This is a genomic window from Geodermatophilus sp. SYSU D00525 (assembly GCF_054050475.1).
In genome coordinates this window covers 74528-88539 of sequence record NZ_JBJGZK010000001.1, presented here as the reverse complement: position 1 = coordinate 88539, position 14012 = coordinate 74528, and the positions used below count along the sequence as shown (strand labels likewise).

Annotated in this window: 13 protein-coding genes; 4 read left to right on the top strand and 9 right to left on the bottom strand. The window is 76.9% G+C overall.

Going from position 1 to position 14012, the window contains the following annotated elements; all coding sequences use genetic code 11:
* Nucleotides 1–37: 37 nt before the first annotated feature.
* The gene (locus tag ACI796_RS00410; protein WP_456939270.1) at nt 38–505 is read left to right on the top strand and encodes a hypothetical protein; all 468 of its coding nucleotides are present in this window, start codon (nt 38–40) and stop codon (nt 503–505) included.
* A 46-nt stretch (nt 506–551) separates the two neighbouring features.
* The gene (locus ACI796_RS00405) at nt 552–2060 is read left to right on the top strand and encodes a peptide ligase PGM1-related protein (RefSeq protein WP_456939269.1); all 1509 of its coding nucleotides are present in this window, start codon (nt 552–554) and stop codon (nt 2058–2060) included.
* Nucleotides 2061–2108: 48 nt separating this feature from the next.
* On the opposite strand, the gene ACI796_RS00400 is transcribed toward ACI796_RS00405, so the two are convergent.
* From ACI796_RS00400 to ACI796_RS00375, 6 genes are all read right to left on the bottom strand, one after another.
* Nucleotides 2109–2729 carry a hypothetical protein gene (locus ACI796_RS00400; protein WP_456939268.1) on the bottom strand — a complete coding sequence of 207 codons (621 nt, stop codon included), beginning with the start codon at nt 2727–2729 and terminating at the stop codon, nt 2109–2111.
* A 109-nt stretch (nt 2730–2838) separates the two neighbouring features.
* Nucleotides 2839–3669, bottom strand: a complete 831-nt coding sequence (locus ACI796_RS00395) for a succinate dehydrogenase/fumarate reductase iron-sulfur subunit (RefSeq protein WP_456939267.1) — start codon at nt 3667–3669, stop codon at nt 2839–2841.
* Complete coding sequence (locus ACI796_RS00390) at nt 3666–5462, bottom strand: fumarate reductase/succinate dehydrogenase flavoprotein subunit (RefSeq protein WP_456939266.1); 1797 nt, start codon at nt 5460–5462, stop codon at nt 3666–3668. Before ACI796_RS00390 ends, ACI796_RS00395 begins: the two co-directional genes overlap by 4 nt.
* Entirely contained in the window at nt 5462–6292 is an 831-nt protein-coding gene (locus ACI796_RS00385) for a hypothetical protein (protein ID WP_456939265.1), read from the bottom strand. Before ACI796_RS00385 ends, ACI796_RS00390 begins: the two co-directional genes overlap by 1 nt.
* Nucleotides 6289–6540 carry a hypothetical protein gene (locus tag ACI796_RS00380; protein ID WP_456939264.1) on the bottom strand — a complete coding sequence of 84 codons (252 nt, stop codon included), beginning with the start codon at nt 6538–6540 and terminating at the stop codon, nt 6289–6291. The genes ACI796_RS00385 and ACI796_RS00380 overlap by 4 nt, the downstream gene beginning before the upstream one ends.
* A gap of 97 nt (nt 6541–6637) precedes the next feature.
* Nucleotides 6638–7582 (bottom strand): hypothetical protein, encoded by a 945-nt coding sequence (locus ACI796_RS00375; RefSeq protein ID WP_456939263.1) that lies wholly within the window; start codon nt 7580–7582, stop codon nt 6638–6640.
* A 224-nt stretch (nt 7583–7806) separates the two neighbouring features.
* Between ACI796_RS00375 and ACI796_RS00370 the strand changes: the two genes are divergently transcribed.
* Entirely contained in the window at nt 7807–8046 is a 240-nt protein-coding gene (locus ACI796_RS00370) for a hypothetical protein (RefSeq protein ID WP_456939262.1), read from the top strand.
* 2545 nt (nt 8047–10591) lie between these two features.
* Here ACI796_RS00370 and ACI796_RS00365 read toward each other — a convergent pair.
* From ACI796_RS00365 to ACI796_RS00355, 3 genes are all read right to left on the bottom strand, one after another.
* On the bottom strand, nt 10592–11566 hold the full coding sequence (locus tag ACI796_RS00365; RefSeq protein WP_456939261.1) for a zinc-binding dehydrogenase: 975 nt from the start codon (nt 11564–11566) through the stop codon (nt 10592–10594).
* 97 nt (nt 11567–11663) lie between these two features.
* Nucleotides 11664–11858, bottom strand: a complete 195-nt coding sequence (locus ACI796_RS00360) for a hypothetical protein (RefSeq protein ID WP_456939260.1) — start codon at nt 11856–11858, stop codon at nt 11664–11666.
* A 156-nt stretch (nt 11859–12014) separates the two neighbouring features.
* Complete coding sequence (locus ACI796_RS00355) at nt 12015–12284, bottom strand: DUF1876 domain-containing protein (protein ID WP_456939259.1); 270 nt, start codon at nt 12282–12284, stop codon at nt 12015–12017.
* 185 nt (nt 12285–12469) lie between these two features.
* Here ACI796_RS00355 and ACI796_RS00350 point away from each other — a divergent pair, with 185 nt between their 5' ends.
* A complete protein-coding gene (locus ACI796_RS00350; protein ID WP_456939258.1) occupies nt 12470–13990 on the top strand; it encodes a carboxylesterase/lipase family protein in 1521 nt (506 codons plus the stop codon).
* Nucleotides 13991–14012: the final 22 nt, after the last annotated feature.

Sequence of the window (14012 nt, the reverse complement as noted above, 5' to 3'; positions counted from 1 at the left end):
CCTGCCCGGCGCGCCGCCGGACCGCCACGGTGGCGCCATGACGGGTAGCCGCAGCTCGCTCTGGACCGGGGCGCTGGCCGGGTACGCGGCCAGCCGCACCATGGACGCCGCCACCGGCTGGTTCCACGGCCGGCAGAGCGCGGAGTCCCGGCGGCGGGAGGAGGAGATCGCGCCGGGCGGCGCGCTCGTGCAGCTGGGCAAGCAGCTCGGCGCCGTCGCGGGCCGCGACCTCGACGACGCGGCGGCGGGCCGGGTCGGGCTCGCCGTGCACCGGACCTTCGGCGTGACCTACGGGGTGCTCGCCGCGACGCTGGTCCGCCGCGGCGTGCCCCCGCTGGCCGCCGGGCCGGCCGTCGGCGCCGCCGCCTTCCTGCTGGTCGACGAGGGCACGGCGCTGCCGACGATGACCGCCTACCCGCTGGTCAGCCACGCGCGCGGCGTGGTCGGCCACGCGACGGTCGGGCTGGTCATCGGCCTCCTGCTCTGGCTGACCGGCCGCTCCTGACGCCGCGCGCCCGACGGGCTCCTCCGGCCGCCGATCCTGCGGGAGGATGCTCCCCGCGCGGGGGACGAGCGCGCCGGGGGGCGCCGTGCGGGAGTTCACCGATCTGCAGCGGGACCTGGCACCGGCCTGCGCGGCGAACGCGCCGGGCTCCTCGACCCCGCACGTGCTGGTCACCCTGCCCTCGTTCAGCATCGGCGAGTCGCTGCTGTCGCACTACGCCGACCGCCTGCCGGCCCTGGAGCACCGGTACCTGGTGACCGTCCTCCTGCTGCCCCGCGTCCCCGGCTGCGAGATGGTCTTCGTCAGCAGCGCCCCGCCGCCGCAGGCGCTGGTCGACCACTACCTCTCCCTGGTGCCGCCCGCCGCCCGGGCCTCGGTGCGCCGGCGGCTGCGGGTGCTCGTCGTCCCCGACACCTCCTACCGCCCGGTCGCCGCGAAGCTGCGCGACCGGCCGGACCTGGTCGAGGACCTGCGCCGGCACATCGGCGGCCGGCCGGCGTTCCTCGAGCCGTGGAACGTCACCGCCGACGAGGTCGAGATCGCCCGGCGGCTCGACGTGCCGGTCGACGGCACCGCGCCGGAGCTGTGGCCGCTGGGGTTCAAGAGCGCGGGCCGGCGGCTGCTCGCCGGCGCCGGGGTCCCGGTGCCGGCCGGGTGCGAGGACGTGCACACCGTCGAGGACGTCGACCGCGCCGTCGACGACGTGCTGCGGCGCCGGCCGGACGCGGCGGGCGTGGTGCTCAAGCTCGACGACAGCGGCGCCGGCGACGGCAACGTGGTGCTGCGCCGCCAGGGCCTGCCCGGCTCGGCGGGCCACCTGCGTGACGCCGTCCGCCGGCTGCCCGACTGGTACCTCACCGCGCTGACCCTGGGCGGGGTGGTCGAGGAGTTCGTGACCGGGGAGCGGTTCGCCAGCCCCAGCGTGCAGGGCGAGATCACCCCGGACGGGCGCGTGACCGTGCTGTCCACCCACGAGCAGGTGCTCGGGGGCGACAGCGGCCAGGTGTACCTCGGGTGCCGCTTCCCGGCCGAGCCGCGCTACGCCGCGGAGCTCGGCCGGTACGGGCGGGCGGCGGGGGAGGCGCTGTCCCGGTGCGGCGCCCGCGGCCGGTACGGCGTCGACTTCGTCGCCACGTCCGGCCCGGGCGGGGAGACGCTGCAGGGGCTGGAGATCAACCTCCGCAAGGGCGGCACGACGCACCCCTACACGGTGCTGCGCAACCTCGTGCCCGGCCGCTACGACCCCGACCTCGGCCGGTGGACCGCCGACGACGGCACCGTCCACTGCTACTGCGCCACCGACAACCTCGTCGACCCCGCCTGGACCGGGCTGCCGCCGCGGGAGGTCGTCGACGCGGTCGACCGCGAGGGGCTGCGCTTCGACCGGCGCACCCGCAGCGGCGTCGTCCTGCACATGCTGTCGGGGCTGGCGGTCGACGGCCGGTTCGGGCTGACCGCGATCGCGCCGACCCCCGCCGCGGCGCACGAGCTGCTCGAGCGCACCCACGCGTGCGTCGACCGGCTGGCCCGGCGGCCGGTGGCCGCCGGGTCCTGACGGACGGGCCCGCGGTGGGGCGTGGACCGCCCCACCGCGGGGTGGCGCTCAGACGGTCTCGGGCACCCGGAGGTGGGCCAGGACCAGCTCGAACTCGGCGACGTCGACGATGTCGGCGCCGCTCTCCCGGCTCGCCCGCTCCCGGATGGCCGTGCCGGCCTCCCGGGTGCGCTCCAGGGTCGCGCGGTCCGCGTACGTCACGGTGGCGGCGGCCGCCCCCTCCCGGCGGTCGACCAGCAGGCTGGCGCTGCAGAAGCCGTCCAGTTCCTCGAGGCTCGGCAGCACGCCCATCCGGAAGGTGTCCAGGAGCTGCTCGACCCGGTCGGGGTCCGCGCGCAGCCAGGTGACCCGGGCACAGGCCCCGGCCGGGGCCTCGTGCAGCCGGTGCAGTGAGGCGATCTCCCAGGTCCGCACCTCCGCTCCACCGCCGAGGACCTCCGCGACCCGGTCGCGCATCGGCCGCACCCGGTCCGCCGTGGCGTTCATCGCCTCCTCGGTCTGCCAGGCGGTCGCGACGATGCAGCGTCCGCTCCCGCGGTCGGCGAGGAAGGACAGGCCGACGAAGCCGTCCATCTCCTGGACCACCGGCATCACCTCGTCGCGCATGTAGGTGACCGCGTCGTCGATCGCCTGGGTCGTGCCGTGGATGGTGGTCGTCCGTGCGTACACGTCACCGCTCCTCTCGTGCGCGCGGCGACGCCCGGTGCGGCACCGCCGCACGAGGGAGCGTTCTCGCGGTCCCCGCGCGTGGCAACGGGCCCGTGCGCGTCCCCCGGCGTCACCGCCGCGGGCGCCGCCCGATCCTCGACCCCAGCCAGGTCAGCGGGTCGTACCGGCGGTCCACCACCCGCTCCTTGAGCGGGATGATGCCGTTGTCGGTGAGGTGGATGCCCTCGGGGCAGACCTCGGAGCAGCACTTGGTGATGTTGCAGTAGCCGACGCCGAACTCCTCGCGGGCGGCGTCCCGCCGGTCGGCGACGTCGAGCGGGTGCATGTCCAGCTCGGCCAGCCGGATGAGGAAGCGCGGTCCGGCGAAGGCGGCCTTGTTCTCCTCGTGGTCGCGGATGACGTGGCAGGTGTCCTGGCACAGCCAGCACTCGATGCACTTGCGGAACTCCTGCGGCCGCTCGACGTCGACCTGCTGCATCCGGTGGTTACCGTCGGGATCGCGCGGGCGCGGGGTGAACGCCGGGACCTGCGCGGCCTTCTCGTAGTTGTAGGAGACGTCGGTGACCAGGTCGCGGATCACCGGGAACGTGCGCAGCGGGGTGACGGTGACCGGCTCGTCCTCGGCGAAGGTGCTCATGCGGGTCAGGCACATCAGCCGCGGCCGGCCGTTGACCTCCGCGCTGCACGAGCCGCACTTGCCGGCCTTGCAGTTCCACCGGACGGCGAGGTCGCCGGCCTGGGTCGCCTGGATGCGGTGGATGACGTCGAGGACGACCTCGCCCTCGTGTACCGGGACGGTGAAGGTCTGCAGCTCCCCGCCGGACGCGTCGCCCCGCCAGACCCGGAAGGTGGCGTCGTAGCCGCCGTCCCCGCCGTCGCCGGCGCCGCGCCCGGCGCCGTCGTCCGTCCCGCCGATGCTCGGTTCCCCCGGCTCGGTCACGTCCCCTCCTCGAAGACCTCGGCGAGCTCCGGCGGCATCTGTGGCAGCGGCTGCCGGGCCACGGTCACCCCGCCGTCCGCCGTCCGCGTGCAGACCAGGTTGGTGCGGCCCCACTCCGGGTCGGTCGCGGGGAAGTCGTCGCGGGTGTGCCCGCCGCGGCTCTCCTCGCGGGCCAGCGCGGCGCGGGCGATGCACTCGCTGACCAGCAGCAGGTGCGGCAGGTCCAGCGCCAGGTGCCAGCCGGGGTTGTACTGCCGGTGCCCCTCGACCGACAGCGCCGCGACCCGCTCCCGCAGGCCGGCGATCCGGTCCAGCGCCTGTTCCACCTCCGGCGCGGTGCGGATGATCCCGACCAGGTCGTGCATCGTCTGCTGCAGCTCCTGCTGCACGGTGTAGGGGTTCTCGCCGCCCTCCCGCTCGAACGGCGCCAGCGCCGCCCGCGCGGCGTCGGCCAGCGCCTCCTCGGCGAGCGCCACCACGCCGGCCCGCTTGGCCGCGTGCTCAGCGGCGGCGGCGCCGGCGCGGCGGCCGAACACCAGCAGGTCCGACAGCGAGTTGCCGCCGAGCCGGTTGGACCCGTGCATGCCGCCGGCGACCTCGCCCGCGGCGAACAGCCCCGGCACGGACGCCGCGGCGGTGTCCGGGTCGACCTCGACGCCGCCCATCACGTAGTGGCAGGTGGGGCCGACCTCCATCGCCTCGGCGGTGATGTCGACGTCGGCCAGCTCCTTGAACTGGTGGTACATCGACGGCAGCCGGCGGCGGACGTACTCGGCCGGGCGGCGGGTGGCGATGTCGAGGAACACGCCGCCGTGCGGGGAGCCGCGGCCGGCCTTGACCTCGCTGTTGATGGCGCGGGCGACCTCGTCGCGGGGGAGCAGCTCGGGCGGGCGGCGGTTGTTCTTCTTGTCCTCGTACCACCGGTCGGCCTCGTCCTCGGTCTCCGCCGTCTCCTTGCGGAAGTAGTCCGGGATGTAGTCGAACATGAACCGGTTGCCGGCCGAGTTGCGCAGCACGCCGCCGTCGCCGCGGACGCTCTCCGTGACCAGGATCCCGCGCACCGACGGCGGCCAGACCATGCCGGTCGGGTGGAACTGGACGAACTCCATGTTCACCAGCCCGGCGCCGGCCTGCAGCGCCAGCGAGTGCCCGTCGCCGGTGTACTCCCACGAGTTCGAGGTGACCTTGTAGGCCTTGCCGATGCCCCCGGTGGCCAGCACCACCGAGGGGGCCTCCCAGGCGACGAACCGGCCCGACTCCCGCCAGTAGCCGAACGCCCCGGTGACGCCCTCGTCGTCGGTGACCAGCCGGGTGACCGTGCACTCCATGAACACGTCGACGCCGAGGGCGACGGTGCGCTGCTGCAGGGTGCGGATGAGCTCCAGGCCGGTGCGGTCGCCGACGTGCGCGAGCCGGGCGTAGCGGTGGCCGCCGAAGTCGCGCTGGCTGATCAGCCCGTCGGGGGTGCGGTCGAACAGCGCGCCCCAGTCCTCGAGCTCGCGCACCCGGTCGGGCGCCTCCTGCGCGTGGATCTGCGCCATGCGCCAGTGGTTGAGCATCTTCCCGCCGCGCATGGTGTCCCGGAAGTGCACCCGCCAGCCGTCCTCCGGCCAGGCGTTGCCCATCGCCGCGGCGATGCCGCCCTCGGCCATGACCGTGTGCGCCTTGCCGAGCAGGGACTTGCAGACGACGGCGGTGCGCGCGCCGGCCTCGTGCGCCGCGATCGCCGCCCGCAGCCCGGCGCCGCCGGCCCCCACCACCACGACGTCGTAGGCGTGCCGCTCGAGATCCATCAGAAGAACCTCACGTCCCGGATCGTGTCGGTGGCGAGCAGGAGGACGTAGAGGTCGGCCAGCGCCACGCTGACCATCGACGCCCACGCCCACTGCATGTGGCGGGCGTTGAGCCGGGACACCAGCGTCCAGGCGCGGTAGCGGATCGGGTGCCGGGAGAAGTGGTTCAGCCGCCCGCCGACGACGTGCCGGCACGAGTGGCAGGACAGCGAGTAGAGGGCCAGCAGCGTCGCGTTGACCAGCAGCACCAGCGTGCCCAGCCCCATGTGGCCCCACTCGCCGGTCTCGTCGCGGAAGGCGAGGACGGCGTCGTAGAAGAGGACGACGTTGATGACCAGCGCCGCGTAGAGGAAGTAGCGGTGCACGTTCTGCCCGACCAGCGGGAACCGCGTCTCACCCGTGTAGCGCCGGTGCGGCTCGGCGACCGCGCAGGCCGGCGGCGACAGCCAGAACGACCGGTAGTAGGCCTTCCGGTAGTAGTAGCAGGTCAGCCGGATGCCCAGCGGGAAGACCAGGATGTAGATCGCCGGGGAGATCCACGCCGGGCCGGTGAAGAACTCGGGGAAGGTGTCGCCCTCGCACCGGGTCGACAGGCACGGCGAGTAGAACGGCGAGATGTAGGGCTCGGAGAAGTAGTAGGCGTTCTGGAACGCCCGAAACGTCGCGTAGACGACGAACGCGAGCAGCGCCACGACCGTGAGCGCCGGCTGCAGCCACCAGCGGTCGGTGCGCAGGGTCCGCGCCGCGATCGTCGCGCGGCGCGGGGCCGGCCCGCCGTCGCCGCGTCCGGCCGAGGTCGCCCCCGTCCCGCGCGGCGCGGTGGTGGTCACCGGTGGGTGCGGCCGGACCCGCCCAGGCCCTCGTCGTCGCCGTCGCCGTAGACGGTCGCGAACGGCTCCCAGGCCCTGCGGACCCGGGCCCCGCACAGGAGGTCCAGGTCGTCGCGCAGCCGGGCGACGTCGACCCTGAGCCGGCGGGCGTCCACGGTGTCACCGAAGCGACCCGTCAGCGGTGCGCACGCCCGTTCCAGCGCGTCCACCGCGCGGCGGGCCGCCGCCACGTCCTGCTCCAGGGACATCGCCGCCTCCAGACCCTGCTGGCGTCGCCGGGAAGCCGAGGGGGGAAGTGCACCACCGACGCCGGGGCCGGGGAAGGGGGCGCTGCGCCGTCCGGGGTCAGGACGCGCGGTGGCGGCCCCCGCGCAGGAGGTGCGCCCACCGCCGGAGGGCCTCCACCCGCCCGCGCGGGAGGGCGGGTGACGGGCGGTCGAGCAGGTCGAGCTCCGCCCGGAGCGCGGACCGCCGCCGTTCGAGGTCCGCCACCTCCGCCAGGAGGGCGGCGCGGCGCGTCACGGCCTCGCCGTCGAGGCGGTCCCGGGTGGCGGCCGCCTCGGCGTCGGCGCGCCGCCGCTCCTCGCGGCCGGTGGCCAGCATCGCGACGATCTCGGCCCGCGCCCGGACCCGGGCGGCGACCGCGTCCTCCTCGGCGCGCTGCCGCACCCGGTCGGCGTCCGCGGCGGCGCGGCGCCCGGCCGCCCCGATCTCCTCCAGCCGCGCCGCGGCCTCCGCGCGGGTGGCGGCGGCCGCCTGCTCGGCGTCGGCGAGGAGCCGGGCGGCCCGCGCGGCCGTCTCGGTGACGTGTGCGGCCGCCGCGGCCGCCGTCCGGTCCGCCTCGGCCTCGGCGTCGGCGAGGGTCCGCTGCGCGCGGGCGACGATCCGCTCCGCCTGCTCGGAGGCGGCGGCCCAGGCGGCCTCGGCCTCGGCGCGCATGCCCTCGGCCTCGTCGGCCGCCGCGGCGAGCATCGCCCCGATCCGCCGGGACAGCTGGAGGAACTCCCCGCCCCCGGACGAGTGGCCGAGCAGCGCCCGGGCCTCGTCGAGCTCGGCGCGGGTGCTCAGCAGGCGGGTGACGAGGTGCTCGCGCTCGCGGTCGGCGGTGGCGAGCTGGTCCTCGGCCCACTGCACGTAGGTGTCGACCTGGAAGCGGTCGTAGCCGGCCACGGCGCGGCCGAACATCGGGCCGGCCTCGAGGACCGTGGGCAGGTCCCCGGAGACGTTGGGCCGCCGTCGCCCCGGGCCCGTCGGGCGGAGCTCCTCGTCGACCTGCAGCTCGGCGGTCATCCGGCTGCCTCCCTCCACGTCCGGGTCCGTTCCGGATCCCCGGGACGGTAGGGCGGCCGACCGCGGCGCCGTCAGCGCTCCGAGGGGCGATCACCCGGGAGGCGACCCCGGCGCGCCTGATCGGGTGCCCCCGGCTCCGGGGCTCTCTCTGCGTGACGTCGCCCTCGCGGGTGGAAGTCCGCCGCAGGGCGTCGCGGTGGCGCGCGGTCGGGCACGCTCGGCGCATGGCCGACGTCCCGACCCCGCCGGACCCGGGGAGCATGACCGTCCCGCCGCTGTTCGGCTGGGAGTACATCGTCGGCGGCCTGCTGCTGCTGGTGGCCGTGGTGGTGGTCCTGGCCGTCGTCGGCGCGGCGCGGGCCGGCGCCGGTGGACGCTCGGAGTGGCAGGCGTGGCTGGACGCCCGCTCCGCCCGGTCCGCCGGCCCGCACGACGGCACCCCGGGAGCGGCCGGGCGCGGCTGACCGGGCCCGGCCGTCTCACGGCGCCGGGGGTGACTCCTCCGCGGTCTCGGGCGCGGGCGCCGGTTCGCCGGCCGGCTCCGGCTGGGGTGCCTCCTCCGGCTGGGGTGCCTCTTCTGGCTGGGGTGCCTCTTCTGGCTGGGGTGCCGGTCCGGGCTCGGGTGCCGGTCCGGGCTCGGGTGCCGGTTCCGGAGTGGGCTCCGGTTCGGGCGCGGGTCCAGGTGTAGGCGCGGGTTCGGGTGCTGGCGCAGGCTCCGGTTCGGGTCCCGCGTCGGGTGCCGGTGCAGGCTCCGCCTCAGGCGGTGGTGCAGCCTCGGGCTGCGGTGAGGGCTCGGGCTGCGGGGCCGATTCGGGCGCAGGTGCCGGACCCGATCCAGGCGCCGGCTCGACTGCCGGTGGCGGCTCGGGTGCGGGCGCCGCATCCGGCTGGGGAGCTGCCTCGGGGGCCGGCTCCGGCTGGGGCGCCGGCGCGGGCGGGCCCTCGGGCTGCGGTGCCGGTGGCTGGTCGCCTGCCGGTGCTGGTGGCCCCTCGGCCGCGGGCGCCGACTCCGGTGCAGGTGCCGGCTGCTGCTCGGGCTGGGGCGCCTGCTCGGGCTGGGGCGCCTGCTCCGGCGGGGCCTCTGGCTCCGGCTGCGGTGCTGGCTCCGGCGGGGCCTCTGCCTCCGGCTGCGGTGTGGGCTCCGGCTGCGGTGCTGGCTCCGGCTGCAGTGCTGGCTCCGGCTGCGGCGCCGGTTCCGGAGCAGGCACTGCCTCGGACTCGGGTGCAGGCTCAGACTCAGGCTGAGGTGCAGGCTCGGGTTGCGGAGCCGGCTGCTGAGGGCTGGGCTCCTGTGCCTCCGCCTGAGGCGGCTCCGCCTGTGGTGCGGGCTCGGGTGCCGGCACGGGCTCCGGTGCGGGCGCTGCGTCCGGCGGGAACGCCGCCTCGGATCCGGGAGCCGGCTCTGGCTCGGGCGTCGGCTCCGGCCCCGTCTCCGGGGCGGCCGAGGTCTCCGGTGCGGGCTGCGGCTCCGGCCCGGTGGCCCACGGAGGTGCCTGCTCCGGCTCGGTGGCCCACGGAGGTCCCTGGTCCGGCAGCGTCTCGGACTCACCCGCCGTGTCTGCTCCCGGCTCCGTCTCGGTCGCCGCATCGGGAGCGGGCACCGGTTCGGGCGACGTCTCCGGCTCGGTCAGCACCGGCTCGGACGGCGGCGCCGGTTCGGACGGCGTCTCCGGCTCTGGCGTCGACCCTGTCCCGGGCTCGGGCGGGGCCTCCGGCTCGTAACCGGTCGACGGCTCGGGCTCGGACGGGGTCTCGGTGTCGGGCACCGGCTCGGTGTCGGCCGGCCACTCGGGCTCCGTCGCAGCCTCCGGCGACGACGGGACCGACTCCGACGACGGGACGGACTCGGGCGCCGGCTCGGTCTCCGGCTCGGTCTCCGGCTCGGTCTCCGGCTCCGTCACCTCGTCGGACCCGGTCGTGGGCTCGGCGGTGTCCTCGGTCCCGGAGGCGGCCCCGGCCTCGTCCTCGACGTCCGGCTCCGGCGCGGCCGGCGGTGCGGTCTCCTCAGCGGCGGGGGGTGCCGTTTCGGGAGCCGGTGCCGGTGCGACACCGGTGTCGGGCGCGTCGGACTCGGGGGGCGGCGGGGGTGCAGGCGCGGGCGGCGGCGGAGGGGCGGCCTCGGTGGGGGCCGCCGCGGGTGGCGGGGCCTCGACGGCGCCCGCCGGGGGCGCTGGCACCTCGCCGGTGGCCGGTTCGTCCGGAGTCCGCGGGGTCCCGGCGTCCTCCGGCTCCGGCCCGGGTGCCGCCTCCGGCTCGGGCGCCGCCTCGCTCGACGGCGCCGCTGCGGGCGGAGGCGGGCTCGACGGGGCGGGCGTGCCCTCCCAGATCTGGCTGAAGGCGCGGACGATGCCGCCCGTCGCGGGCGTGCCCTGCAGGGCCTGGGCCAGCGAGGCGACGCCCGTCGTGACGAGCAGGACCGCGGCGCCCGTCGCGGTGCGCGCGGCGCGGCCGGGGAGCCGGGCCCACCACACCGTCCGCTCCGGGGACCGGACCCCGGCCGGCCGGACCGTCGGTGGGCGCCGGCCGCTGACCCACCGCGCGACCAGCGCCGAGAGCACCCCGCCCCCGAGCAGCAGGGCGAGGCCGAGCACCAGCCACACCGTCGCGGAGGACGCGGGACCCGCGGCGGCGTCCGGGGTGGCGTCCGGGGTGGCGACCGTGCCCGTCACGACGTCGGCGGTGCCCACCACGACCGCGGAGAACAGCAGCGCTCCCGCGACGGTGACGGCGTCCTCGGCTCGCGGGGAGAGGCGGCGGGACGCCACCCGTGAGGCGCCCGGGTCGTGGCTGACGACGGGGCGGCGCCGGGGCCGGCGGGGACGGACGACGACGGGCTGCGCGCCCTCGCCCTGGTCTCCGGCGGGACGCCGTCGTCGTGCACGCATGGAGCCTCCAGGTGGTGGCGCGGTGCGTCGTCGTCCGAAACCCCGTGCCGCGCCAGCATGGTGGGGCCCGCGCGGCGGGCGCAACACGTCTCCGACCTCCGACGGGGGTCGGAGACGGCGGCCGTCAGGTCATGTCGACCGCGATCTTGAGCTGCCCCGGCCGGGGTGCGACCGCGGCGCCGAAGGCCGCCTCCACGTCGGCGGCCGGGTGGACGTGCGTGACGTAGCAGTCGCGCAGCTCCGGGTGCGCGGCCAGGTAGGCGCCGGCGTCGGCCAGCACCCGGCGGCGCTCCAGGGTGACGCCCGAGCGGAGGGTCAGGTTCTTCCGCAGGAAGGTCATCATGTCGAACGGGTAGACCGGGTCGTCCGGGACGCCGAAGTAGAAGACCTGGCCGCCGGGCGCGACGGCGTCCAGCGCCGGCTGGAGCGTCGTCACCTGGTGGCCCACGGCCTCGACGACGACGGAGGGCCGGCCGGCGTCGGGCAGCGTGCCCGCCCACCGCTCGGCGCGCGCCGTCACCGTCTCGTCGACGCCGAAGGCGGACGCGACGTCGCTGCGGTCCACCGGGTCGACGCCGGTCACCCGCGCCGCGCCCCGCGCCTTCAGCACGTGACTGAACAGCAGGCCGATCGGGCCCTGGCCGATCACGGCCACCGACTGCCCGGACACGTCGCCGAGCTGCTCGGCGGCGTAGAGGACGCAGGCCAGCGGCTGCAGCATGACCGCGGTCGTGGGCGGCAGGGCGGTGTCGTAGCCGGCCAGCCCCTCGCCGTCGGTGACGACGAGCTCGGCGATGCCGTCGAACATCGAGGCCCAGCCGACGACGAGGTCGCCGGGGGCGTGGCCGGGGTGCCGGCTGGCGACGACCTCCCCGACGATCTCGTGCATCGGGAAGCCCGGTGCGCGGGTGGCGCCCCAGCCGTCCTCGGCGGCCGGGTGCGGCCACACGCCACCGCGGAAGTTGGGCAGGTCGCTGCCGCAGATGGCGCCGGCGCGGGTCGCCAGCAGCACGTGCCCGGGCGGCAGCGCGCCGGCGTCGGGGGCGGGGACCTCCACCTCCTCGAACCGGAAGGGACCGCGCAGCGTCTGTGCCCACATGGGTGTCCTCCGTCCAGCCGGGCGCCCCGGCGCCGGGGCGGCGGTCCCAGCCTGCAGGATCGCCGCGGTCCCGCACCCCGACGGAGGGGTGGACGGGTCAGACGGGGGTGCGGGCGAGGTCGTTCCACCGGTCGAGCAGCCGGTCGATGCGGCCCAGGACGTCCACCACCCGCTGCCGGGCCGCGGGCGTGTCCTTCCCCTGCCGCGCCCGCCGGGCAGCGTCGAGCTCCAGGCGCGCGAGGCCGAGCTCGATCCGCAGGTCGTCCTCGTGACCGGTGTGCAGGACGTCCATGACGACCCCCTCTGCGTGTCGAGCCCCTGTCGTCGACCGACCACGCGTTCTCCGGAGCGCCCGGAGGACGCGTCACCACCAGGACTCCCGGCGCGGCCGGGACTCACCGCACCGGCCGGGGGCCCGCCGGTGCGGTCGGACCTCCGGGCCGGCCCGTCACATCACCAGGTGCGCGGCCTCGCCGGTGGACTGCTCGACGTCGTCCGTCGCGGCCCGCAGCAGCCGGTGGGCCAGGTCGGACAGTGCCCGGGCGACGGCGATCTCGTCGCCGATCTCGGGGACGTCCCGGTCGGCCGGGTCGAGCCGAGCGAACCCGATCCCGGTCATCGCCGCGGCCTCGCGGGGCTGCAGGTGGGCGACGGCGCGGGTCCGGCCGTCGTGCTCGCCGATGTCGATGCGCACCGTCCAGGTCTTCACCGCGTCCACGTCGGCCTCCTCTCGGTGGTGGGGCTCCGAGGGTCCCCGGCCGGGCGGGCGGCCGACGCGGCCGGAAGGCCGGAGTACCCGGGACCTGTGGCCCGGGGGCGCTCGGCCCGCCACGGCGGGGCGGGCGCCTCTGGGGGCCGCCGGCCGCCGCGGCGACGATGCCGACCTGAGCGGAGGAGGTCGTCGTGGACCCGATTGTCGAGACCCGCCGGGGGCGCGTGCGCGGCACCGCGGCCGGCGGGGTGTGCGCCTTCCTGGGCATCTCCTACGCGGCACCGCCCGTCGGGCCGCTGCGGATGCGGCCGCCGCAGCCGGTGGAGCGGTGGGCCGGCGTCCGCGACGCCACCGTCCTCGGTCCCGAGCCGCCCCAGCCGCGGTTCCCCCGCGACGACCCGACGGGGCTGCTGTTCGACCCGGCCGAGATGGGCGACGACTGCCTGAACCTGAACGTCTGGACGCCCGACCCCGGGGCGGCCGGGCTGCCGGTGGTGGTGTGGAGCCCCGGCGGGGCCTTCCACTACAGCTCCGGCGGCAGCTACGACGGCAGCCGGTTCGCCCGTGACGGCGTCGTCTGCGTGACCATCAACTGGCGCACCGGCGCCGACGGCTTCCTGTACCTGGGGGAGGACGACGACGCGGCGGACCTGGGCCTGCTCGACCACGTGGCGGCTCTGCGGTGGGTGCAGGAGGAGATCGCCGCGTTCGGCGGGGACCCCGGGCGCGTCACCGTCTTCGGCGAGTCCGCGGGGGCCATGGCGATCGGCGACCTGCTGTCGATGCCGCGGGCGGAGGGGCTGTTCCGTGGCGCGGTCCTGCAGAGCGGCGCGGCGCACCAGGTGGTCCCCGCCGCGGAGGCGGCCCGCGTCGGCGCCCGGCTCGCCGCGGTGCTCGGCGTCCCGGCCACCCGCGAGGCGGTGGCGCGGGTGCCGGTCGACCGGCTGCTCGAGGCCCAGGCGCAGGTCGACGCCGAGGTGCTGGCGGATCCCGACCCGGCGCGGTGGGGCACGGAGGTCGCGACCAGCACCATGCCGTTCCACCCGGTCGTCGACGGGGACGTCCTCCCCGCGCCACCGATCGACCGGATCGCCGCCGGGGCCGGCGGCGACGTCGACGTGCTGGTCGGCACGAACGCCGACGACTGGCGGTTCGGCCCGGTCCTGGGCGGCTTCGTCGACCAGGTCACCGCGGAGGTCCTCGTCGCGCCGGCGGAGGCCGGCGGCTCCTGGTCGATCGCCGCGTACGGGCTGGACCCGGAGTCGGCGCTGCGGCACTACCGGGCCGCCGACCCCGCCCGCCGCCCGGGCGACGTGCTGGCGGCGGTGATGACCGACTGGTGGGTCCGCGTCCCCGCCCTCCGGCTGGCCGACGCGCACGCCCCCGCGCCCGGGGCCACGTACGCGTACGAGTTCGCCTGGCCCTCGCCGATCCTGGGCGGCCGGCTCGGTGCCTGCCACGCCCTGGAGATCCCGTTCGTCTTCGACACCCTCGGCGAGCCGCAGATGATGGGCGGCGCGCTCGGGGACGCCCCGCCGCAGGAGCTCGCCGACACGGTGCACGGCGCCTGGGTCCGCTTCGCCGCGGACGGCGACCCGGGTTGGCCGCGCTACGACCTCGACCGGCGGGCGGTCATGCGCCTCGACGTCGAGCCGGCCGTCGTCGACGACCCGTACGCCGCCGAGCGCGCCCTCTGGGCCGGCGTCCGCTGACCCGGGCGGCCTCGTCCGTACG

What these genes read in the sequence shown, in the direction of transcription:
- ACI796_RS00410 (WP_456939270.1), top strand. Translation starts at nt 38, where the DNA reads ATGACGGGTAGCCGCAGCTCGCTCTGGACCGGGGCGCTGGCCGGGTAC.
- ACI796_RS00405 (WP_456939269.1), top strand. Translation starts at nt 552, where the DNA reads ATGCTCCCCGCGCGGGGGACGAGCGCGCCGGGGGGCGCCGTGCGGGAG.
- ACI796_RS00390 (WP_456939266.1), bottom strand. Translation starts at nt 5,462, where the DNA reads ATGGATCTCGAGCGGCACGCCTACGACGTCGTGGTGGTGGGGGCCGGC.
- ACI796_RS00380 (WP_456939264.1), bottom strand. Translation starts at nt 6,540, where the DNA reads ATGTCCCTGGAGCAGGACGTGGCGGCGGCCCGCCGCGCGGTGGACGCG.
- ACI796_RS00375 (WP_456939263.1), bottom strand. Translation starts at nt 7,582, where the DNA reads ATGACCGCCGAGCTGCAGGTCGACGAGGAGCTCCGCCCGACGGGCCCG.
- ACI796_RS00370 (WP_456939262.1), top strand. Translation starts at nt 7,807, where the DNA reads ATGGCCGACGTCCCGACCCCGCCGGACCCGGGGAGCATGACCGTCCCG.
- ACI796_RS00365 (WP_456939261.1), bottom strand. Translation starts at nt 11,566, where the DNA reads ATGTGGGCACAGACGCTGCGCGGTCCCTTCCGGTTCGAGGAGGTGGAG.
- ACI796_RS00360 (WP_456939260.1), bottom strand. Translation starts at nt 11,858, where the DNA reads ATGGACGTCCTGCACACCGGTCACGAGGACGACCTGCGGATCGAGCTC.